At 70.5% G+C, this 21,775-nt stretch carries 19 protein-coding genes, 2 pseudogenes and 1 riboswitch; of the genes and pseudogenes, 16 read left to right on the top strand and 5 right to left on the bottom strand.

The genetic code is table 11. The features are described from left to right. Nucleotides 1-86: 86 nt before the first annotated feature. From ACFWP5_RS40920 to ACFWP5_RS40910, 3 genes are all read left to right on the top strand, one after another. Nucleotides 87-2,159 (top strand): alpha-galactosidase, encoded by a 2,073-nt coding sequence (locus ACFWP5_RS40920; RefSeq protein WP_384169087.1) that lies wholly within the window; start codon nucleotides 87-89, stop codon nucleotides 2,157-2,159. A 304-nt stretch (nucleotides 2,160-2,463) separates the two neighbouring features. Continuing rightward, nucleotides 2,464-2,626: riboswitch (cyclic di-AMP (ydaO/yuaA leader) on the top strand. 4 nt (nucleotides 2,627-2,630) lie between these two features. Continuing rightward, a complete protein-coding gene (locus ACFWP5_RS40915) occupies nucleotides 2,631-3,593 on the top strand; it encodes a peptidoglycan DD-metalloendopeptidase family protein (RefSeq protein WP_384169084.1) in 963 nt (320 codons plus the stop codon). A 243-nt stretch (nucleotides 3,594-3,836) separates the two neighbouring features. Beyond that, nucleotides 3,837-4,622, top strand: a complete 786-nt coding sequence (locus ACFWP5_RS40910) for an SGNH/GDSL hydrolase family protein (RefSeq protein ID WP_384169112.1) — start codon at nucleotides 3,837-3,839, stop codon at nucleotides 4,620-4,622. Between the two features lie 58 nt (nucleotides 4,623-4,680). Here ACFWP5_RS40910 and ACFWP5_RS40905 read toward each other — a convergent pair whose 3' ends face one another. Together ACFWP5_RS40905 and ACFWP5_RS40900 are read right to left on the bottom strand one after the other, a co-directional pair. Further along, entirely contained in the window at nucleotides 4,681-5,385 is a 705-nt protein-coding gene (locus ACFWP5_RS40905; RefSeq protein ID WP_384169081.1) for a TetR/AcrR family transcriptional regulator, read from the bottom strand. Nucleotides 5,386-5,429: 44 nt separating this feature from the next. After that, nucleotides 5,430-6,608 (bottom strand): Glu/Leu/Phe/Val dehydrogenase dimerization domain-containing protein, encoded by a 1,179-nt coding sequence (locus ACFWP5_RS40900; RefSeq protein ID WP_384169078.1) that lies wholly within the window; start codon nucleotides 6,606-6,608, stop codon nucleotides 5,430-5,432. A gap of 283 nt (nucleotides 6,609-6,891) precedes the next feature. Here ACFWP5_RS40900 and ACFWP5_RS40895 point away from each other — a divergent pair, with 283 nt between their 5' ends. Further along, complete coding sequence (locus ACFWP5_RS40895; protein ID WP_384169075.1) at nucleotides 6,892-8,094, top strand: MBL fold metallo-hydrolase; 1,203 nt, start codon at nucleotides 6,892-6,894, stop codon at nucleotides 8,092-8,094. A 101-nt stretch (nucleotides 8,095-8,195) separates the two neighbouring features. Here the strand turns inward: ACFWP5_RS40895 and ACFWP5_RS40890 are convergent, their stop codons facing one another. Further along, the gene (locus ACFWP5_RS40890) at nucleotides 8,196-8,603 is read right to left on the bottom strand and encodes a RidA family protein (RefSeq protein ID WP_384169072.1); all 408 of its coding nucleotides are present in this window, start codon (nucleotides 8,601-8,603) and stop codon (nucleotides 8,196-8,198) included. A 99-nt stretch (nucleotides 8,604-8,702) separates the two neighbouring features. Here ACFWP5_RS40890 and ACFWP5_RS40885 point away from each other — a divergent pair, with 99 nt between their 5' ends. From ACFWP5_RS40885 to ACFWP5_RS40855, 7 genes and pseudogenes are all read left to right on the top strand, one after another. Continuing rightward, nucleotides 8,703-9,083, top strand: coding sequence for a winged helix-turn-helix transcriptional regulator (locus tag ACFWP5_RS40885; protein ID WP_384169069.1), 381 nt, complete (start codon nucleotides 8,703-8,705; stop codon nucleotides 9,081-9,083). Nucleotides 9,084-9,580: 497 nt separating this feature from the next. Beyond that, a pseudogene (locus ACFWP5_RS40880) lies at nucleotides 9,581-11,257 on the top strand (ATP-binding protein); the annotation flags it as partial. 986 nt (nucleotides 11,258-12,243) lie between these two features. After that, on the top strand, nucleotides 12,244-12,678 hold the full coding sequence (locus ACFWP5_RS40875; protein WP_019069670.1) for a roadblock/LC7 domain-containing protein: 435 nt from the start codon (nucleotides 12,244-12,246) through the stop codon (nucleotides 12,676-12,678). A gap of 2 nt (nucleotides 12,679-12,680) precedes the next feature. Then, entirely contained in the window at nucleotides 12,681-13,052 is a 372-nt protein-coding gene (locus ACFWP5_RS40870; protein WP_019062160.1) for a DUF742 domain-containing protein, read from the top strand. Beyond that, nucleotides 13,030-13,647: an ATP/GTP-binding protein gene (locus ACFWP5_RS40865; protein WP_384169067.1), complete on the top strand. Its 618-nt coding sequence runs from the start codon at nucleotides 13,030-13,032 to the stop codon at nucleotides 13,645-13,647. Before ACFWP5_RS40870 ends, ACFWP5_RS40865 begins: the two co-directional genes overlap by 23 nt. Before the next feature lie 60 nt (nucleotides 13,648-13,707). Beyond that, the gene (locus ACFWP5_RS40860) at nucleotides 13,708-14,283 is read left to right on the top strand and encodes a GAF domain-containing protein (protein ID WP_384169064.1); all 576 of its coding nucleotides are present in this window, start codon (nucleotides 13,708-13,710) and stop codon (nucleotides 14,281-14,283) included. A 23-nt stretch (nucleotides 14,284-14,306) separates the two neighbouring features. After that, nucleotides 14,307-14,924: a TetR/AcrR family transcriptional regulator gene (locus ACFWP5_RS40855; protein WP_384169061.1), complete on the top strand. Its 618-nt coding sequence runs from the start codon at nucleotides 14,307-14,309 to the stop codon at nucleotides 14,922-14,924. On the opposite strand, the pseudogene ACFWP5_RS40850 reads toward ACFWP5_RS40855, so the two are convergent. Continuing rightward, a pseudogene (locus ACFWP5_RS40850) lies at nucleotides 14,925-16,148 on the bottom strand (YbfB/YjiJ family MFS transporter). Between the two features lie 41 nt (nucleotides 16,149-16,189). After that, entirely contained in the window at nucleotides 16,190-16,483 is a 294-nt protein-coding gene (locus ACFWP5_RS40845) for a muconolactone Delta-isomerase family protein (RefSeq protein WP_384169109.1), read from the bottom strand. Nucleotides 16,484-16,623: 140 nt separating this feature from the next. On the opposite strand from ACFWP5_RS40845, the gene ACFWP5_RS40840 reads away from it, so the two are divergent. From ACFWP5_RS40840 to ACFWP5_RS40820, 5 genes are all read left to right on the top strand, one after another. Continuing rightward, entirely contained in the window at nucleotides 16,624-17,544 is a 921-nt protein-coding gene (locus tag ACFWP5_RS40840) for a LysR family transcriptional regulator (protein WP_384169058.1), read from the top strand. Between the two features lie 173 nt (nucleotides 17,545-17,717). Then, entirely contained in the window at nucleotides 17,718-18,431 is a 714-nt protein-coding gene (locus tag ACFWP5_RS40835) for an SDR family NAD(P)-dependent oxidoreductase (protein WP_384169055.1), read from the top strand. Nucleotides 18,432-18,479: 48 nt separating this feature from the next. Next, nucleotides 18,480-18,851, top strand: a complete 372-nt coding sequence (locus tag ACFWP5_RS40830) for a YybH family protein (RefSeq protein ID WP_384169052.1) — start codon at nucleotides 18,480-18,482, stop codon at nucleotides 18,849-18,851. A gap of 205 nt (nucleotides 18,852-19,056) precedes the next feature. Then, the gene (gene tdh, locus ACFWP5_RS40825; RefSeq protein ID WP_384169049.1) at nucleotides 19,057-20,085 is read left to right on the top strand and encodes an L-threonine 3-dehydrogenase; all 1,029 of its coding nucleotides are present in this window, start codon (nucleotides 19,057-19,059) and stop codon (nucleotides 20,083-20,085) included. A 47-nt stretch (nucleotides 20,086-20,132) separates the two neighbouring features. Further along, nucleotides 20,133-21,326 carry a glycine C-acetyltransferase gene (locus tag ACFWP5_RS40820; RefSeq protein WP_384169046.1) on the top strand — a complete coding sequence of 398 codons (1,194 nt, stop codon included), beginning with the start codon at nucleotides 20,133-20,135 and terminating at the stop codon, nucleotides 21,324-21,326. Nucleotides 21,327-21,775 lie beyond the last annotated feature (449 nt).

Here is a 21,775-nt window from a genome sequence, read left to right as displayed (position 1 = left end):
AGTTGTCCACAGGCGTTGCCTCGCAGGCCCGAGCCATTGATGATGTTGCTGCTTGAGTGGACTTGTTCGAATCTGTGAGGGGTCTGATGCTGGAGATCGCCGAGAACGGCCGTACGTGGGTGCTGTCGGGACCCACGAGCAGCTACGCCGTCCATCTCACCGAGGACGACGAGCTGCTCCATCTGCACTGGGGCCCCGCGATCGCACTCGCCGACGCCGAGGAGCTCGCCGCGCGCCCGCTGCCGGTCGGCTCCTCCTTCGAGTCCCCGCTCGACGGCCGCGAGGAGTACCCCGTCGAGGGCGGCCCCCGCTTCGCACGGCCCGCCCTGTCCGTGCGCACACCCGAGCGCCGCGGCACGGAATGGACCTTCGAGCGGTACGACACCGAGGGCGACGAGCTGCGGCTCCGCTTCCGGGACACCGGACTGGCGATCACGCTGCACTACCGGACACGCGGCGACGTCGTAGAGCGCTGGACGAGCCTTGACAACGACGGGGACGAGGCACTGGAGCTGCTGCGGGCCGACTCCGCCGTGTGGACGCTGCCCGAGCGGGAGGGATGGCAGCTGTCGCAGTTGCACGGGCGGTGGGCCGCCGAGTCGCGGCTGGTGCGGTCCGAGCTCACCTACGGTGAGAAGGTCATCGGCAGCCGGCGCGGCCACACCGGGCACCAGCACCTTCCCTGGGTCGCCCTCGACACCGACGCGACCGAGGAGCGCGGCGAGGTCTACGGCTGCGCCCTCGGCTGGTCGGGGTCCTGGCGGATCGCCGTGGCCCAACTCCCGGACGCGCGCGTGCAGATCACCGGCGGCGCCGGGTACGACGACTCCGGGCTGCTGCTCCTCGAAGCGGGGGAGTCCTTCACGACCCCCGTCTTCGCCGGCCTGTGGAGCGACGCCGGCTTCGGCGGCGCCAGCCGCACCTGGCACACGTACCAGCGGACGTACGTCATCCCGGACGCGGACCAGGACCGGCCGGTGCTCTACAACTCCTGGGAGGCCACCCAGTTCGACATCTCCGAAGAGCAGCAGGAGGTGCTCGCGCAGCGCGCGGCGGCGGCCGGGGTCGAGCTGTTCGTGGTCGACGACGGCTGGTTCGGGAAGCGCACCAGCGACCGTGCCGGGCTCGGTGACTGGACCCCCAACCCGGACCGCTTTCCCGCCGGCCTCAAGCCGCTCGCCGACCGTGTGCACGCGCTGGGCATGCAGTTCGGCATCTGGGTCGAGCCCGAGATGGTCAACGCGGACAGCGACCTGTACCGCGCGCACCCGGACTGGGTGCAGTACCAGGAGGGGCGAAAGCGGACGGAGTTCCGCAATCAGCTCGTGCTGAACCTGGCTCGCGAGGACGTCCAGGAGTACCTCTGGGAGCAGCTCGACGGGCTTCTCTCCAGCGCCCCGATCGACTACGTGAAGTGGGACTTCAACCGCTGCTTCACGGACGCCGGGTGGCCCGGTGACGCCTATCCACAGCGCCTCTGGGTGGACCATGTGCGCGCGTTGTACGCCCTGTTCGACCGGTTGCGGGCGGCCCACCCGGGTGTGGCCTTCGAGTCCTGCTCCGGCGGCGGCGGGCGGATCGACCTCGGCATCATGAGCCGCACGGACCAGGTGTGGACCTCGGACAACACCGACCCGCTCGACCGGCTCGCCATCCAGCACGGCTTCAGCCAGATCCACCCCGCGCGCGTGATGGCCGCCTGGGTCACCGACAGCCCGAACACCCAGCTCAACGGCCGGGTCAGCAGCCTGCGTTTCCGGTTCGTGAGCGCCATGGCCGGGGTGCTCGGCGTCGGCGGCGACCTCTCGGAGTGGACCGAGGAGGAACTCGCCGAGGCCCGGCAGTGGGTGGACCTCTACAAGGAGATCCGGCCGCTCGTCCAGCACGGCGACCTCCACCGGCTGCGCCCGCCGCGGGGCGGACTCAGCGCCGTGCAGTACGTACGCGGCGACGAGACCGTCGTCCTCGCCCTGCTCCAGGCGCAGCACTACGGCGAGCCCGTACCGGCGCTCCGACTGCGCGGACTCGACCCGACAGCGTCGTACGAATGCCTCGAAACGGGCGAAGTCCACCGGGGTGCCGTCCTGTTGCACCATGGGCTGCGGACTGGCCTGCGCGGTGACCTTGATGCGACGGTTCTCCGTCTGCGCCGCATCTGAGCCTTCTGTCCCCAATTGCAGCCTTAGTTCCAACTCGCTCTGGAAGAAAGGAACCTGAGAGTTGCGTACGTGAGCAGCGTCATATTCGTGACCGTGCGTCGTTCGTCATGTTCACGTAATTGACGTGCTTTTACGGGGGAATTGAGGGGTTGAGTGCCGGGGGAATTCACGGAGGGTGACTGTGAATTCCCACAGGGGATCACAAGAAACGCAAATCCGTGGAACCTCCTGCTTGTCCCTTTGCGTCTTCCTCGCTTACGTTCGCCACCAATCCGGACGGACGCCCAATCCTGCCGCCGACCGGACTCCGCACACACCCACCCGTATGCGGCAGGAGCGGGGGACCCACAGGTAAGACGCCTGTTCCGGTCTCCGGAACGGGCTTGGGGTTAAGCCGCGACCAGCGCGCGGCCGGGCATCTCCAGCCCGCACCCGACAGCTCACCCCGCAGGCGCCGGAGAGGAATTCGTCATGCCCGCGAAGGGTAAGCACCGCCGCCCGAAGTCCCAGCGCTTCACCCGCTCGATGGCCGTAGCCGGAACGGGCGGCGCCGCGCTCGCCCTTCCGCTCATGGGGGCCACCGGCGCCCATGCCGCGACCACGACTTCCGCTCCGGAAAAGGCAGTTCAGTCCGTTCCGACGACCGAGAAGACGGTCACGGAGAAGGCCACTGCGAAGACCGTCTCGAAGGCGTCGGGCGTAAAGACGTATTCGGTACGGTCGGGCGACTGGCTCGCGAAGATCGCCGAGGAGCAGGACGTCACCGGCGGTTGGAAGAAGATCTACCAGGACAACCGCGAGGCCATCGGCGGCGATCCGTCGCTGATCCACGCGGGCCTGAAGCTCTCCCTCGGTGAGAAGGCCTCGACGGGCGGGTCGAGCGGGACGGACACGACGAAGTCGTCCAAGTCCTCCGGTTCTTCGTCTTCTTCGTCCTCCTCGTCGTCTTCCTCTTCCTCTTCCTCGTCTTCCGCGTCGAAGAGCACCTCGGCCACGCAGAGCGATGACAGCACCAGCACCTCCACGGGTTACGCCCTCCCCGTGACCGGCGCCACCATCGGCACCGGCTATCGCGTCGCGGGCAGCATGTGGTCCAGCGGCTACCACACCGGTGTCGACTTCGTCGTGCCGACCGGTACGACCATCAAGGCGATCGCCGCGGGCACGGTCGTCTCGGCGGCCTACGACGGCGCCTACGGCAACGAGGTCGTGATCCGGCACGCGGACGGCGAGTACTCGCAGTACGCCCACATGTCGCAGCTGTCCGTCTCGGCCGGCCAGACCGTGACCGAGGGTCAGCAGATAGGCCTCTCCGGCGCGACCGGCAACGTGACCGGCCCGCACCTGCACTTCGAGATCCGGACCACGCCGTACTACGGCTCGGACGTGGACCCGGTCGCCTACCTCCGCTCGCACGGCGTCACCGTCGGCTGACAGCTGGCTCCCGACGCCTGCCCCATGTCACCGAAGGCCGGACCCTGATCCCCGGGTCCGGCCTTCGGTATATGGCAGTTCCGGCGCCAACGCCCCTGGTCAGGGAGTTATTCCGACTTTGGACAACTCTTTACAAGTGGCTTATCTCACCGTCCGTCAACCCCATATTACGATCGCGTAGGTCACACTCCAGGGTGAATTATGGTTGCCGTGGCTAACGATTCGAAGAGTGGCAACAGATCAGTGATCGGGTCGTACGTGGCGGTGGGGGACAGCTTCACCGAGGGCGTCGGCGACCCCGGGCCCGACGGGGCGATGGTCGGCTGGGCCGACCGGTTCGCGGTACTGCTCGCGGACCGGCGGCCCGAGGGCGACTTCGAGTACACCAACCTGGCCGTGCGCGGGAAACTGCTCGACCAGATCGTGGCCGACCAGCTCACCAGGGCCAAGGAGATCGGGCCCGACCTGGTCTCCCTGGCCGCGGGCGGCAACGACATCATCCGTCCGGGCACCGACCCCGACGAGGTCGCCGAGCGCTTCGAACGCGCGGTCGCCGACCTCACCGCCGCAGTCGGCACCGTCATGGTGACGACCGGCTTCGACACCCGCGGCGTGCCCGTGCTCAAGCATCTGCGCGGCAAGATCGCCACCTACAACGGACATGTGCGGGCCATCGCCGACCGCTACGGCTGCCCGGTGCTCGACCTGTGGTCCCTCAAGACGGTCCAGGACCGGCGGGCCTGGGACGGCGACCGGCTCCACCTCTCTCCCGAGGGGCACACGCGCGTGGCGCTCCGCGCCGGCCAGGTCCTCGGCGTCGAGGTCCCGGCCGACCCGGACCAGGCCTGGCCGCCACTGCCGCCGCGCGGCACGCTCGACGTCCGGCGCGACGACGTGCACTGGGCGCGCGAGTACCTGGTCCCGTGGATCGGGCGCCGGCTGCGGGGCGAGTCCTCGGGGGACCATGCGGAGGCGAAGGGCGCGCTCTCGCCGGACGACATCAAGATGCGGATCGACTGGGTGGCCTGACGGGGTGAGTGGGTTACGGGGTCACAGGGTGACGGGTACGGCCGCCGCGCCGGGGGTTCTACGTCGTCGCACGTCCCGGCGAGGTCGGCTGGTCTCGCTCATCGACGACACGGCCGACGAACTGGACTGAGTGTCCACAGGGGGACGGTTCAGGGGCGGTCAACGCGGCCCGGTCCAGGCCCAGTTCGCGGGCGAGCGCCTCGTCGACCCACTCCAGGGCCCGCGCCCGCGACACCGCTCCCGCGTACGCCGTCATCTGTACGGCGAGCCCGTCGAGGAGGGCCGTGAGGCGCAGGGCGGTGGTGGCCGGGTCCGGGCAGTGGAACTCGCCCGCGGTCACTCCCTCGGCGACGACCTCGGAGAGGGCCTGCTTCCACTGCCGGTCGAGGTCGCGGGTGACGTCCAGGAGGGCGGGTTCGCGCAGGGCCGCCGCCCAGCCCTCGATCCACAGCCGCCAGCCCTTGGCCTGCCCGGTCGGCGCGTACCAGCGCACCGCGGCCCGCAGCCGACGTAGCGCGGTCGTACGGCGGCCGAGCAGCTTGCGCAGATGCGCGAGGTCGTCCTCGGCGGCGAAGGTGAACGCGGCGGCGACCAGTTTCTCCTTGGTCGAGAAGTGATAGAGCACCAGCGCGTTGCTCACACCGAGCGCCGAGGCCACGTCGGCGATCCTGACCGCCGCCACACCCCGCGCCTCGATCTGCTCGACGGCGGCCCGCAGCAACTCGGCCCGCCGCTCCGCCACGCTCAACCGCACTCTCGCCACGCGATCACCCTAATCCGTTGCCCATAGGGGTGTTGTGCCGCGCGTCACCGGTACCAGCCGAACCGTTCCGCGATGACCGGCAGCCGGTCCGCGACGATGGCGTGCGCGGCGGCGCGCGGTGTCGTGCCGTCGGCCTCCGCGCGGGCCAGCATCCGGTCGATCAGCGCGCGCATCGAACGCCGGGTGTGGGCGAACGCCTCGTCCGCGTCCGCGCCGATGTCGCCGAACAGGGTCCACCACCACCAGGCGTTCGTCCCGGAGTTCACGACCACGTCCGGCAGTACGGTGACCCCGCGCGCGGACAGCAGTTCCTCCGCCTCCGGCAGTACCGGCATGTTGGCCGCCTCGACGATCCAGCGGGCGGTGATCCCCTGCTGGTTCGTGGTGTCGATCGCGTACGACACCGCCGCCGGAACCAGCACCTCCGCCTCGATGGACAGCCAGTCCTCGCCGGGGAGTTCGAGGTCGCCGGGGCGCAGCACGGAGCGGTCCACGGTGCCGTAGGTGTCCCGGGCCGCGAGGAGCGCGTCCACGTCGAGGCCGTCCGGGTTCGCGATCGTGCCCTTGATGTCGGCGACGGCGACAATCGTCAATCCCGCGCGCGTGAGGAACCGCGCCGTGGCCCCGCCCATGGTGCCCAGGCCCTGCACGGCGACCCGCGTCCCCGCGTACGGCACGCCCGCCCTGTCCAGCGCCGCGAGCACCGACTCGGCGACCCCGCAGCCGCCGACCAGCTCGTCGAGACCGATGCCGTCCACCTCGACCGCGAAGGCGTCCGCGAGCCGCCGCCGCGCCGTCGCCTCGTCGTCGAGCAGCGGATACACGGCCTGTACCGACGACACGAGCCCCGCCTCCGCGGCGGCCCTCTCGACCAGGTCCTGGCTGAGCCCGAGGTCCTCACCCGTCGTCCAGAAGCTCTCGATGTACGGCCGCATGGCGCGCAGATAGCGCACGAGGAGGCCGTACGACTCCGGGTCCCGGGGATCGCAGTCGATGCCCCCCTTGGCGCCGCCCAGGGGGACGTAACGGCCCTCCGGGTTGTAGTGCAGTGCCTCTTTCATGGTCATGCCCCGGGCCAGTCCCGCCACCTCGTCGAGCGTGCAGCCGGGCCGCATCCTCAGTCCGCCGCTGGACACCCCGCGCACCAGCCGGTCGACGACCAGGAAGCCCTGGCGGCCGGTGACGTGGTCGGTCCAGGTGAGCGACATCAAGGGGGCGGTCATAGGACTCCTCGGGGCGCCGGCCGGCAGGGCGAGTACTGACAGGACGAGTACTGAAGCGCGTACCGGGCGGTAGGTACTGAACGGCGTGTACTGAACGGCGAGTCAGTATCGGAAGCAGGGCCGCGTCCTGTCAACGGAAGGCGGAGTTCCGTCCCGCGGTGTCAACCTCCGGTGCGGAACTTTGGTCTTTCCTTGGAAACCGGCCCCGGAGACGCCGATGCAGCGGCGTTGTCACAGGGGTCGACCATAATGGAAAGCCTGACCGACCCGACCTGGAGGCATCGTGACCGGATTCCGTACGCTGAGCTCCGGGCTCCGCGCGCTGCAGCCCGCTGCCTTCGGCGCGGACCCGAGCGGCGAGCGCCTGGCGCGCATTCGCAGATCCCCCCACTTCAAGGACGGGGTCTTCCAGAACCCCGGGGGCACTACGAACGTCCGCCCGTCCGGCGGCACGATGCGCGAGATGGGGAAGTCCTACCTCGACAAGGAGCAGCGCGCCCGCCGCGCCCCCGACGGCACGCTGCCGGTGCACGCCACCACCCTCGCCGACCTGGCCGGCCCCGCCGCGACCGGGCTGCGGCTGACCTGGATGGGGCACTCCAGCGTGCTGGCGGAGATCGACGGCCACCGGGTCCTGTTCGACCCGGTCTGGGGCGAGCGCTGCTCCCCGTTCCCGTTCGCCGGACCCAAGCGGCTGCACCCGGTGCCCCTGCCGCTGGCCGCGCTCGGCCCGGTCGACGTCGTGGTCATCTCGCACGACCACTACGACCACCTGGACATGCCCACGATCAAGGCACTGGCCGACACGGACACCCTCTTCGCCGTGCCGCTGGGCGTGGGCGCCCACCTGGAGCACTGGGGTGTGGCCGCCGACCGGCTGCGCGAGCTGGACTGGCACGAGGAGACCAAGGTCGGCGGCCTCACCCTGACTGCCACCCCGGCCCGCCACTTCTGCGGCCGCGGCCTGCGCAACACGCAGCACACCCTCTGGGCCTCCTGGGTGGTCGCAGGCGACGAGCACCGGATCTACCACAGCGGCGACACCGGCTACTTCGAGGGCTTCAAGGACATCGGTGCCGCGCACGGCCCGTTCGACGCCACGATGATCCAGATCGGTGCGTACAGCGAGTTCTGGCCCGACATCCACATGACACCTGAGGAGGGCATGCGGGCCCACCTCGACCTCCAGGGCGGCCAGCCGCACGGGGTGCTGCTGCCGATCCACTGGGGCACGTTCAATCTGGCGCTGCATCCGTGGGCCGAGCCCGGCGAGTGGACCGCGGACGAGGGTGAGGCGGCGGGCCAGGCCGTGGCCACACCGAGGCCGGGCGAGCCGTTCGAACCGGGCGGCGACCTGACGACGGGCCCTTGGTGGCGGCCCTTCGGGGGAACGATCGCCCACCACTGGCAGACCCCGAAGCCGGTGGAGACGGAACCGAAGCCGACGACCGCTCCGGCGGAGCTGGACCTCGCGAACGAGCGCTGACGGGGGTCGAGGCCGACAGGCGCCAAGGGGTACTGGCGCGCGTTGACGGGGTCACGGGCCGGCGGTCCGCGACCCCGACATCACCGGCCGGGCCGGGATGCTCAGTCGATGATCGCGGTCGCCTCGACCTCGACCAGGTGGTCGGGCACGTCCAGGGTCGCCACGCCGATCAGTGTGCCCGGCGCCATCGGTGTGGTCCCCAGCTTGGCGGATGCCCGGGCGACCCCCTCCAGGAACAGGGGCATCTTGTCGGGGGCCCAGTCGACGACGTAGACGGTCAGTTTCGCCACGTCGTCGAAGGACGCGCCCACGGCGGCCAGGGCGGTGCCGACGTTGAGGTAGCTCCGCTCGACCTGAGCGGCGAGGTCTCCTTCGCCGACCGTGACCCCCTCGACGTCCCAGGCGACCTGCCCGGCGACGAAGACCAGCTTCGATCCCGTCGCGATCGAGACCTGCCGGTACACCGGGATCTGCGGCAATCCGCCGGGGTTCATCAGAGTGACGGCCATGCTGCCCACCTCGTTCTCGGTCACTTGTGGTTACTCGGGAACCGTAGGAGAGTTGCCGCTGACCTGGAAGAACGCACTTTTCAGTGACTGAGGAACCTTATGGTGACCAAGCAGTTCAGGGACTCGCCCGAGGACGCGGACCTGAGGCGCGCGGACTCGTTGGCGCGGGAGATCTTCTCCGACGTCGCCAACAAGTGGGCCTTCCTGATCATCGAGGCCCTCGGCGAAGACACCCTGCGCTTCAGCGAGCTGCGGAACGCGATCGAGGGCATCAGCCACAAGATGCTCACCCAGAACCTGCGCATGATGGAGCGCAACGGTCTGGTCGAGCGCGACGTGCACCCCACCGTGCCGCCGCGCGTCGAATACACCCTCACCGAGTCGGGCCAGGGACTTCGGACGACGGTCGACGCCATGTGCGGCTGGACCCATCAGTACCTCGGTCACATCGAGGCCGCTCGTCGCCGTTTCGACGACTGACGCGCTCGCACGCGCCCCCCGTTGCCCGTGCCGGGACGCTTCCGCGCGCACCTTCGTCGACGGGCTCCGGCAGACACGGTCTGTAATGTTCAGGGGTGCGGCCGAGGGCGGCCGAGCCTCCAGCGAATGCCTCCGAGGTTCGGCCGGGGGCGGGGGACGGGTGAACTCCGGGGAACGGGCGGCATCGAACTCCCCGACCCCCGAAGATCGTTCGTGACCGGTTCCGATCAGGCGCGATCGATTCTTTGTCCTTCTTCGGCATGTGGTCGGCGAGGTTATCGGTCTGTCGTACGAGGCCTCATACCAGAGCGGGACGCTCCCCGTGGGACTTTGTCAACTGCCCACCGCACCTGATGCGTTGGCGACTACTGTGAGTGTCCGTCGGGCGACGCGGGGCCGAATTCTTCGGCTCTCTCGACCGGCACCGCGATGGCGTATGCCCGAATCGCGCACCCCGCGCGAACAAACCGGCCCGACGCACCAGTACGAGGACGCCGATGTCTCAACTCCGTGCACCGGCCGCCCGCGCAGACCGCCGTGAGGGCGGCCGGCACGGGCGACCGGCCGCTCGCCCCGTGCCCGCACTTGCCGAGACGCACATACGCCCCCAACTCCTGCGCCTCGCCGTGCTGCCGCCCATCGCGGTCGCACTGAGCGCCAGCGCGGCCGTCCTGTTCACCGTCCGCTCCACCGGAGCGCGGACCAGCCTCACCCTCTGGGGGGTCCTCGCCGGAGCCACGTCGGTGACGTTCGCGGGCATCCTCATCGCCGCCGTCGCCGCGGGCCGCGCCGCCGGCTCGGTCAGCGACCGCATCGACGCCCTGCGCCGCAGTAGCGCGCGCGGCGAGGCCGACCTGCGCGACCTGGTCGAGGCGCTGCGCCGCGGCGAGGGCCCGCCCCAGCGCAAGCCGCGCAGCAGGCCCCTCGGGGACGCCGACGACTTCGACCTCCTCGCCGCAGACCTGGCACACGCACACGACGGCGCCGTCACCGCCGTCGTCGCGGCCGCCCAACTCTCCAGCCAGGCGGGCAGCGAACAGAAGGTCGAGGTCTTCGTCAACCTCGCCCGGCGCCTGCAGTCCCTCGTGCACCGGGAGATCTCGATCCTCGACGAGCTGGAGAACGAGATCGAGGACCCCGACCTGCTCAAGGGCCTCTTCCACGTCGACCACCTCGCCACCCGCATCCGCCGCCACGCCGAGAACCTCGCCGTCCTCGGCGGCGCCGTCTCCCGCAGACAGTGGAGCAACCCGGTCTCCATGACCGAGGTACTGCGCTCCGCCATCGCCGAGGTCGAGCAGTACTCCCGCGTCAAACTCGTGCCGCCGATCGACGGCACCCTGCGCGGCCACGCCGTCGCCGACGTGATCCACCTGCTGGCCGAACTCGTCGAGAACGCCACGGTGTTCTCCGCCCCGCACACCCAAGTACTGCTCCGCGCCAACCTCGTGACCTCGGGCCTCGCCGTCGAGGTCGAGGACCGCGGCCTCGGCATGCCCGTCGGCGAGCAGAGCCGTATGAACGCCCTGCTCACCGACCCCGACCAGGTCAACGTCGCCAGCTTGCTGGCCGACGGCCGCATCGGCCTGTTCGTGGTCTCCCAACTCGCCCGCCGCCACGGCATCCACGTCCGCCTGCAGACCAACATCTACGGCGGGGTGCAGGCCGTACTCGTGGTGCCACAGGCTCTGTTGGGTACGGCGCCGGGCGCATCCGGGGCCGTAGGGCAGCCGCAGGACACCTTGGGCGGGGGGCATCCGCTCGTGCCGCCGCAGCAGGCTCCGCAGATCGGGGGGCAGGCGCAGGGTGGGACCGAGGGCGGTCAACTCACCGTCGGGCAGGGTGAATCGGTGGCGTCCGGTGCTCCTGGCGCGCCGGGGCGGCACCAGCGCGGGGCAGGGTCACCGGGGCGGCATCAACGACGGGACTCCGTACCGCCCGTCGCGTCGGGGGCGAACGGCAGCGGGCCGGTGCCGTTGCCCGTGCGCGGAGCCCGCGCGGAACGGGCCAACCCCTCGGAGGCGGTGCCCGGCATCCGTCCAGACGACCGGGGGACCGTGGCCGAGAACATGACCGCACCGCCCGTCCCACGCGGCGGAGCGGTACGCGGCACCATGGGCAAGCCGCCCCAACTGCCCCGGCGCCGCGCCCAGGAACACATCGCACCCCAACTCCGCGACGGCCCGACACCCCGCCAGGACTCCGAACACCCCGCCGGCCACGACCCGGACCTGATGGCGGCCTTCCAACGGGGCATCGGCCTCGCGGAGGCACAGCAGCACATGGAGGCGGCCGAGTTGGTGGAGGGGACCGAGGCGGCGTCACCACACATGGAGGCACCCCTGGGCATGGAGCCGCCGCATATGGAGGGTCGGCAGGCGGAGGCTTTGCACATGGATGCGGCCCACACCGAGTCGGCGCAGGCGCCGGTGTCGAATGGCGAGCCGCAGCCGCATCACATGGGGTCGGTCCACACGGAGTCCGCCCATATGGATACGGCACATACGGCCTCGGCCCACATGGAGTCGGACCACACGGAGTTCGTGCCCACAGGTGAGGTCTACACCGGCGAGGTCCACACGGGCGGGGCTTACCTGAGCGCGCTCCACACGGAGCCGTCCTTCGCCGAGCCGTCCCACACGGACCCGTCGTCCATGGAGCCGTCCCACACGGAGTTCCCGCACACGAACGGGGCCGACACGAACGGCGTCCACACAGGCGGTCTCTACATGAACGCGCTCGACACGGACCCGCCCGGCCTGGCCCCGTCCGCCCCGGAGCAGTCCCCCCTGGAACCGTCCCCCGTAGAGCAACCGCACATGTCGGCAACGCACATGTCGGCAACGCACATGGGCTCCGGCTATATGGACACCGCACTCCAGCGCTACACCGCTCAGCCCACGACGCCGGACACAGGGACGGACGCGGGCCCGGGTACGCACGCTGGCACGGACCGCTTCACCCTCGCCCCCCACATGGACGGGGCCCCCATAGCCGAAGCGCACGCGCATGTGCTCGGCCGCGATCACGACTTCACCGCCCGGCACGACGGGAGCGCATCAGCCGGATGACCACGCATGCCCCGACCCCCACCACCCCACGCATGCCCACCCCCACCAGCGCTCCCGCAGACCTTCGTACCCCAAGGAGTCGATCCACCATGGCGAGCGACGCGCCGACCGGCCATGTATCCGATCTCGACTGGCTGATGAGCGGCCTCGTGCAGCGCGTACCGCACACCACCAGCGCGGTCCTGCTCTCCTGCGACGGGCTCGTGAAGTCGGTTCACGGGCTCGACCCCGACAGCGCCGACCACATGGCCGCCCTGGCCTCCGGGCTGTACTCCCTCGGCCGTAGCGCGGGCGTCCGCTTCGGTGACGGTGGAGACGTCCGGCAGGTCGTCGTCGAGCTCGACTCGACGCTGCTCTTCGTCACCACGGCCGGCTCCGGCACCTGTCTCGCCGTGCTCGCCGGCCGCGAGGCCGACGCGGCCGTCCTCGGCTACGAGATGGCGATGCTGGTCAAGAGCGTCCGCCCCTACCTCGTGACCGCGCCCCGGCAGCACGCCGTCGAATCGCCTGCGATGAGGCCTTGAGCGTGGCGACGGCCGGCGACGGGCCTTGGTTGGACGACGCGGCCGGACGTCTTGTGCGCCCCTTCACGGTCAGCAACGGCCGTACCCGGCCCTCCGTCGCGCTCGACCTCCTGTCGCAGGTGATGGCCACCGGCGCCACCCCCCTCGGCTACCTCGGACCCGAGCACGCGCAGGCCCTCGACCTGTGCCGCGCGCCCGTCTCGGTGGCCGAGGTCGCCGCCCACCTGAAGCTGCCTGCGGTGGTCACCAAGGTGCTGCTGTCGGACCTCGTCGACTGCGGGGCGCTGACCACCAAGCCGCCCGAGTTCCACCACAACCCCACTGACCGGTCTCTTCTGGAGGCAGTGCTCGATGGACTACGACGACAGCTCTGACTACGAGAGCGGCCAGGATCCCTTCCCCACCGCACTGAAGATCCTGGTGGCGGGCGGCTTCGGCGTCGGCAAGACGACCTTCGTCGGCGCGGTGAGCGAGATCGCGCCGCTCAGCACGGAGGAGTTGCTCACCACGGTCAGTGCCGCGACCGACGATCTCGAAGGCATCGAGAACAAGGTCGAGACGACCGTGGCGATGGACTTCGGCCGGATCACCCTCGACCCGGAACACGTGCTCTATCTGTTCGGTACGCCCGGACAGGAGCGGTTCTGGTTCATGTGGGACGAGCTGTCCGAAGGCGCGCTGGGCGCGGTCATCCTCGCCGATACGCGACGACTGGAGGAGTGCTTCGCGGCCGTCGACTTCTTCGAACAGCGCGGCCTCGGCTTCATCGTCGCGATCAACGAATTCGACGGCTCCTACCGCTACGACCCCGAGGAGGTGCGTGCCGCCATCGATCTCGACCCCGGGATCCCGGTGGTCCGCTGCGACGCGCGGATCTCCAGTTCCGGTGTCCAGACCCTGCTGACCCTCGTACGCCATCTCATCGCCCACGCTCCGGCGCACGCGCCGAGCCATGGCGCCCACATGTGATTCCCGCACACCGCCACGGAGTTCCTCTATGTCATACGTCCACAGGGACGGAGTACGCCTATGAGCTACGACCCGCCGCGTCCGGCCGGTCGTCTGCTGCTCACGCCCGAGGACAAGGAGGCCCCTCAACGGAGGCGCCGGCTGCGCGGGTTGGGCCTGGGGGAGCATCCGGACCCGGCGCTCGACGCCTTCGCGGACCATCTCGCCGACCTGACCGGGGCGCCGTACGCCATGGTCAACTTCATTGACGAGAACCGGCAGTTCTTCGCCGGGCTGCACACTCCGGGCGGGGTGGGACTGCCCAGGCCCGTCTCGGGAGGGGAACATGCCAAGCCCGAGGTGGGCCGGCAGTTGTCGCGTGACTATGGGTTCTGCCCCCATGTGGTGGTCCGACGTAAGGCACTGGTGCTGGAGGACGTCTGCGACTACCCGCGATTCGCGGGCAATCCGGTCGTCGACGAGTTCGGGATCCGTTCCTATCTGGGGGCGCCGCTCATCGACTCCACGGGGATGGTGCTGGGCACGGTGTGCGTCGTCGACACGGAGCCGCGGCCGTGGGGGAAGCCCGGTCTTGAGACGATCAAGTCGACGGCGGCGGAGCTGGTGGCCCGCCTTGAGCTGCTCGGCGGTGGATAGCCGACCGGTCGTATAGTTGTCGTATGGGTAGGACCAGTGATGCCGGAGAGAAGATCCTCGCCGCCGGGCGGTCGCTCTTCGAGGCGCGCGGTTACTCGGCGCTGGGGGTGGCCGAGATCTGCAAGGCGGCCGGAGTGCCGAAGGGCAGCTTCTACTACTTCTACGAGTCGAAGGAGGCCCTCGCGCTGGCCGTCGTCGACGAACACTGGGCGGACCAGCGACGGGAGTGGACGCGCATCCTGAGCGGTGACGGCGGAGACGCCGCTGGTGCCCAACCGCTGGACCGGCTGCGGAAGTTGTTCGAGGAGACCGAGGCCGGGCAGCACGCCCTGCAGCAGGGTTGCGGCACCGTGCTGGGCTGTCTGTTCGGCAACCTCAGTCTGGAGATGAGCAATCAGACCGAGGCCGTTCGCGCGCGGCTGCAGGAGATCTTCGACGCCCAGGTCGAGATGGTCGCCGCGGTCATCGGAGAGGCGCGCGACCGCGGGGACGTCACCGTCAAGGACTCCCGGGAGGCGGCGCGTTCCGTCGTCGCGCAGTTGGAGGGCCAGGTGATGTTCGCGAAGCTCTACAACAACACCGGGCGTCTGAGCCCCCTTTGGGCCAACTGCCTCGCTCTGCTCGGGGCCCGTACCGCCTGATCAGCGACCGGTGGTCCGTACCTCGTGGGCCGGCACGGAGCGTCGTAGCGCCACCGCGTGACGCGGGAAGCCGGCCCGCAGGACGGCGGCGGACACGGCCGCGGCGAGGACCACCGCGGCGGCCAGGAGCAGGGCCGGGCGGTAGCCGTGGTGCAGCAGTGGGGCCACGGCGAGGGGGCCGAGGATCTGGCCGACGGAGTATCCGGCGGTCAACAGGGCCACCGAGCGCGGGAATCACAATTCTGCCCCGGTCGCCAGGGCGAGCGTGCTGACGCCGATGAAGGTCGCGCCGAACAGCACCGCGGAGGCCAGGGCCGCCGCCACTCCGCCGACCAGTGCGGGCAGCGCGATGCCGACCGCCTGGATCACCAGCGCCACGCACAGCAACCCCGGCCGCGACCAACGGCGCCCGAGCCGCGCCCACAGCGCGGAGGACGGTACGGCGGCCAGCCCGACGAGCACCCACGCGCCGCCGCCGATCCAGCCGGGCGAGCCCTGTCCGATCGCGGCGACCAGGAAGGTCCCGGCAACGATGTAGCCGACGCCCTCCAGGGTGTAGCTGACGAACAGGGCGCCGAACCAGGGGCCAACCGCCGTGCCCGGGGCGCCAGTTGGGGGTGCGGCCGGCACCTCGGGCCGTAGATTCCACGCGGCGGTCGCGAGCGCCGTGGCGAGGGCGGCCGAGGACCACCACGCGACCTGCCAGTCCGCGACGGAGCGGAGGGCGAGGACCAGCAGCCCGGAGAGCGCGATGCCGGCGCCCACGCCGCCGAAGCCCCAGCCGGGGAGGTGGGGCGGGTGGTCCCGCAGATGGCCGAGGAGCGAACTGACCGCGACCACGAAGATCAGCGCGCTCGCCACCCCTGCAAGCAGGCGTAGTGCGATCCATGCTGTGGTGCTGTGGGTGGCGGGCATCGCGGCCGGCGTGCCGATCAGCAGGACGAACGAGCCGCGCAGGACCGCGCGGGAACGGACCAGGGCGGGGAACAGGGTGCCCGCGAGGGCGCCGAGGAGGTAGCCGACGTAGTTGGCGGTGGCCAGGTGGGCGCCCGCGTCGGTGGAGAGCCCCACCTGGGCGTGCATCAGCGGGAGGATCGGGGTGTAGACGAAGCGGCCGACGCCCATGCCCGCCGCGAGGGCGGCGGCGACTCGCCCCACGTGGGTCCAGGGGGACAGCACGATGCCGTCCGCCCGGGGCGCGGGGACCGGGGCGTAGGGGCTCATGGTGATGAAATCCCTTGTGCCGGGGGCGAGTTGGAGTAGGACTACACCGAGCTGCCGGGGTCGTTCGGGTGCGGTTCCAGCGGGGTGACGACGAAGGTCATCCACGCGTGCAGGGGCAGGGTGCCGAGCACCTTCGCGTGGAGGTCCTCCTCGTCTGCGGCACGCCAGACACCGACGCTGCGCAGTTCGCCGACCGGGCGCCACAGCCGCGCCAGATGGCCGGTGGCGGCCAGTCCGCGGGCACGGACGGCCTCGGCGGCGCGGCGCCGGTCGACCTCCTCCTGGGCGGTGCCCTCGGGGATCGTGGTGGTGATCTCGACCAGGAACTCTCGCAGCATGATCTCGCTCCGTTCGGGGCCGCCCGGCGGAGCTTCAGGGCGCCGGACTTCCATGACTCATCGTGGCCCGTGACCGGCCCTGACGCCACGACGGGCTCGCTCCCTGCTGAGAGGGCCGGCCTCCCAGCCCGCGTAGCATGACGGGCGTGGAGCTGCGCCAGCTGAGGTATTTCGTCGCCGTCGCCGAGGAGCTGAACTTCGGCCGGGCCGCCGACCGCCTCCTGATCGCCGGCCCGTCCCTCTCCCAGCAGATCAAGGCCCTCGAACGCGACCTGGGCGTACGGCTCTTCGACCGCGACCGCCGCTCGGTCTCCCTCACCCCGGCCGGAGCGGCCCTGCTCCCACACACCCGGGCCCTGCTGGAGCGCGCCGACGACCTCCGGCGCCGGGCCGGGCGGCTCGCCGGCTCGGAGGCGGTCCGGCTCGGCTACGTCAACTGGCTCCCCGCCGACCTGACTTCGCGCACCGCCGGGGTGGCCCAGGTGCACGTCGACGCGTGGGTCGCGCCCTCGCACACGCAGGCCGCCCGGGTCGCGGACGGCAGCCTGGACCTCGCCGTGTGCTGGGTACGGGACGAGGACCTGAAGCGGCACGGACTGCGGGCCCGGCTGCTCGGCGCCGACAGGCTGTACGCGGTGGACACCGGCACCGACACCGGTGACGTGCAGGCTCGGGACACCGTCCTCCTCCTCGACGACGACACCAATTCCTGGTCGTCCTGGAACGTCTACGCCGAGCAGCTCGCACACGACACCGGGGCCCGCGCGGTGCCCATCTCCGACGGCGGTGTCACCGGCCCCGCGTTCTTCGACCACGTCCGCCGCAGCCGTCGTCCGGTCGTCAACTCGCCCAAGGGACAGACCACTTCGCTGCCGTCCGACCTGGTGCGCCGCGAGATCGTCGGACCGACCGTCCACTGGACCTGGTTGCTGGTGTGGCGTGAGGGCGAGACGCGTACCGCGGTGCTCGCCGCCGTGGACGCGCTCTGCGACGGCGTCGGCGACCTCGGACTCCGCGCCCCCGGCGCCTGGCTGCCCGAGGGCGACCCGCACCGCTGACGTGGGCTGGGAGGTCAGGCCTCCCAGCAGCGAGGATTCCGGTCCTGGGGAAACCCTCTCTGACCTTTGCTTTCCCCTCTTCAGGTTGCCTACCTTCTCCAATAGGCGACCGGTCGGCTAGTAGTCATCGACCGACTGGGAGCACCTCAGCCACCACTTCGGAGAAGGTCGTCATGAGCACTCAGAACCAGAAGGTCGCGATCGTCACCGGTGCCTCGCAGGGCATCGGAGCCGGCGTCGTCGACGCCTACCGCAAGCTCGGTTACGCGGTCGTCGCCACCTCGCGGACCATCGCCCCGGCCGACGACGCGGGCGTCCTGACCGTCCAGGGCGACATCGCGGACCCGGCGACCGCCGAGCGGGTCGTCGCCGCCGCGATCGAGCGGTTCGGCCGCGTCGACACGCTGGTCAACAACGCGGGCGTCTTCGTCGCCAAGCCGTTCACCGACTACTCGGCCGACGACTACGCGTCCGTGATCGGCATCAACATGACCGGGTTCTTCCGGATCACCCAGCTGGCCATCGGGCACATGCTCGCCCAGGGCGGCGGCCACATCGTCAACGTCACCACCAGCCTGGTCGACAACGCGGACGCCCGGGTCCCCTCCGCCCTGGCCTCGCTGACCAAGGGCGGCCTGCAGTCCGCCACCAAGTCCCTCGCCATCGAGTACGCGACCCGCGGTATCCGCGCCAACGCCGTGTCGCCGGGCACGATCAAGACCCCGATGCACCCGGAGGAGACCCGCGCGGGCCTCGCCGGCCTGCACCCGGTCGGCCGGATGGGCGAGGTGAGCGACATCGTCGACGCCGTGGTGTTCTTGGAGAACGCCCCCTTCGTCACCGGCGAGATCCTGCATGTCGACGGCGGTATGAGCGCCGGCCACTGAACACCGGCAGCGTCCGAACCTTCGGTTCCGTTCGACGGGAGAGACCCGATGAGCACCACGACAGACGACACGGCCGTCCTGCGCGGCGTCCTCGACCCCTGGAAGGCGGCCGTCGACGCGCACGACCCGCTGCGGGTCGCGGCCCTCTTCACCGAGGACGCCATCTTCCAGGGCCTGCACCCTTACAGCGTGGGGCGGAAGGGCATCGCCGAGTACTACGACTCCCAACCCCCGGGCATGACGGCCGAGTTCGAGATCCTTGAGACCCGGCGGCTCGCGGACGACCTCGTACTCGGTTATCTGGACACGGAGTTCGCGTTCACCGACCGGCCCCCGCTCGGCGTCAAGCTCGCCGTCCTGGTCCGGCGCACGGCGGACGGCTGGTCCATCGCCCACTACCAGGTGTCCCGCCTGGACTAGCCGGACCGGCGCCGGGGACGAGGGCGGGAAGTCGGAGGCAAGGGCGTGAAGGAAAGCTGCGGCGGCGCTTAAGAAATCCTCGATGGACCCGGTCGCCGCAGTACGGCAGATTGCTACGCGTTTCCACTCCTCGTCCCCGGAACGGGCTCCTCCGGCATGCCCGGACCACGCCTCGCCCGGGGCCTCACCCTCAGGAGCCGTAGCGTTGAAGGCGCTGGTCAAGGAGAAGGCGGAGCCCGGGCTGTGGCTCGCGGACGTCCCGGAGCCCGCCGTCGGACCCGGCGACGTACTGATCAAGGTCCTGCGGACCGGGATCTGCGGCACCGACCTGCACATCCGGAACTGGGACGGCTGGGCGCAGCGGACGATCCGTACGCCGCTGGTGCTCGGCCACGAGTTCGTGGGCGAGGTCGTCGGGACGGGCCGGGACGCCGCCGACATCGCCATCGGTGAACTGGTCAGTGGTGAGGGCCACTTGGTGTGCGGCAAGTGCCGCAACTGCCTGGCCGGGCGCCGCCACTTGTGCCGCGCCACGGTCGGGCTCGGCGTCGGACGGGACGGGGCCTTCGCGGAGTACGTCGCGCTGCCCGCCGCCAATGTGTGGGTGCACCGCGTCCCCGTCGACCTCGATGTCGCCGCGATCTTCGACCCGTTCGGCAACGCCGTGCACACTGCGCTGTCCTTCCCGCTGGTCGGCGAGGACGTCCTGATCACCGGGGCGGGCCCGATCGGCCTGATGGCGGCGGCAGTTGCCCGGCACGCCGGTGCGCGGAACGTCGTAGTGACGGATGTGAGCGAGGAACGCCTCGCCCTCGCCCGCAAGATCGGCGTGAGCCTCGCACTGAATGTGACGGATGCTCAGATCGCCGACGGTCAGCGGGAGTTGGGACTCCGCGAGGGCTTCGACATCGGCCTGGAGATGTCCGGCCGCCCCGAGGCCATGCGCGACATGATCGCCAACATGACGCACGGCGGCCGTATCGCCATGCTCGGGCTGCCCTCCCAGGAGTTCCCGGTCGACTGGTCGCGCATCGTCACCTCCATGCTCACCATCAAGGGCATCTACGGCCGTGAGATGTTCGAGACGTGGTACGCCATGTCGGTCCTGCTGGAGGGCGGCCTGGACCTCGCGCCCGTGATCACCGGCCGGTACGGACACCGCGACTTCGAGGCGGCGTTCGCGGACGCCGCGAGCGGCAAGGGCGGCAAGGTCATCCTCGACTGGACCGTGTGACTCCCTTGTAACTCCCTTTCGGCGACAGCATTTTAGGAGCTTCCCCCATGTTCGACTCCGTGCGCGACGACCTCCGCACCACCCTCGACGAGATCCGCGCCGCCGGTCTCCACAAGCCCGAGCGCGTGATCGGATCCCCGCAGTCCGCGACCGTGAACGTCACCGCGGGCGGCCGTCCCGGCGAGGTCCTCAACTTCTGCGCCAACAACTACCTCGGCCTCGCCGACCACCCCGAGGTCGTCGCCGCCGCCCACGCGGCCCTCGACCGCTGGGGCTACGGCATGGCCTCCGTGCGCTTCATCTGCGGAACCCAGGAGGTCCACAAGGAACTTGAGGCCCGCCTCTCCACGTTCCTCGGCCAGGAGGACACGATCCTCTACTCCTCCTGCTTCGACGCCAACGGCGGTGTCTTCGAAACCCTGTTGGGCCCGGAGGACGCGGTCATCTCCGACGCCCTCAACCACGCCTCGATCATCGACGGCATCCGCCTCTCCAAGGCCCGCCGCCTGCGCTACGCCAACCGCGACATGGCCGATCTGGAACGGCAGTTGAAGGAGGCGTCCGGCGCCCGGCGCAAGCTGGTCGTCACCGACGGCGTCTTCTCCATGGACGGCTACGTCGCACCGCTGCGCGACATCTGCGACCTCGCCGACCGCTACGACGCGATGGTCATGGTCGACGACTCCCACGCCGTCGGTTTCGTCGGCCCCGGCGGCCGGGGCACCCCCGAACTGCACGGCGTCATGGACCGCGTCGACATCATCACCGGCACCCTCGGCAAGGCCCTCGGCGGCGCCTCCGGCGGTTACGTCGCCGCCCGCGCCGAGATCGTCGCGCTGCTGCGCCAGCGCTCCCGGCCGTACCTCTTCTCGAACACCCTCGCCCCGGTGATCGCGGCGGCCTCCCTGAAGGTGCTCGACCTGCTGGAGTCTGCGGACGACCTGCGCGTCCAACTCGCCGAGAACACCGCCCTGTTCCGCCGCCGGATGACCGAGGAGGGCTTCGACATCCTCCCCGGCGACCACGCGATCGCACCCGTGATGATCGGCGACGCGGCGGTGGCCGGCCGGATGGCGGAACTGCTGCTGGAGCGTGGCGTGTACGTGATCGGCTTCTCGTACCCGGTGGTGCCGCAGGGCGCGGCCCGCATCCGGGTCCAACTGTCCGCCGCGCACTCGACGGAGGACGTGAACCGGGCGGTGGACGCGTTTGTCGCTGCGCGGGCGGAGCAGAAGGGTTGAGCAGCGGAGGCGGAGGCTCACGTTGAGGTCGGAGCTGGCGGGCTGAGACTGAGGGCCGTAACGGAGGGCCGGGCCGAGGGCGGAACTGGAAGGCAGGGTCGGAAGGCGGAGCTGAAGGGCGTGGCTGGACGGCGGAGGCCGAGGGTGAAGCTGGAAGGCGAGGCTGGAGGACTGAGGCGGAGCGCCGACCCGGACGGCTGAGCCCGCGGGCGGAGTTGGAGGGCTGCGGGGCGGAGGGTGGGGTTGAGGGCGGAGCCGATGGGCTGAGCTGGAGGGCTGATCCGAGCGCCCCGGACCCGGGTCCGGACCCTGTCCCGGACTCCGTCCCGACTCGGACCCCGTCCCGGACCCCGACCCAGACCTCGACCTCGACCCCGACCCACACCCCACCCCCTACACCGCCCCCCACCCCACACCCCACCCCCACCCCGCCCCCCCACCCCCAACAG

The organism is Streptomyces sp. NPDC058469, assembly GCF_042721125.1.
Taxonomy (GTDB): Bacteria; Actinomycetota; Actinomycetes; order Streptomycetales; family Streptomycetaceae; genus Streptomyces.
The sequence above is the reverse complement of the archived record's forward strand: the minus strand, read 5'-3'. Positions and strand labels throughout refer to the sequence as shown.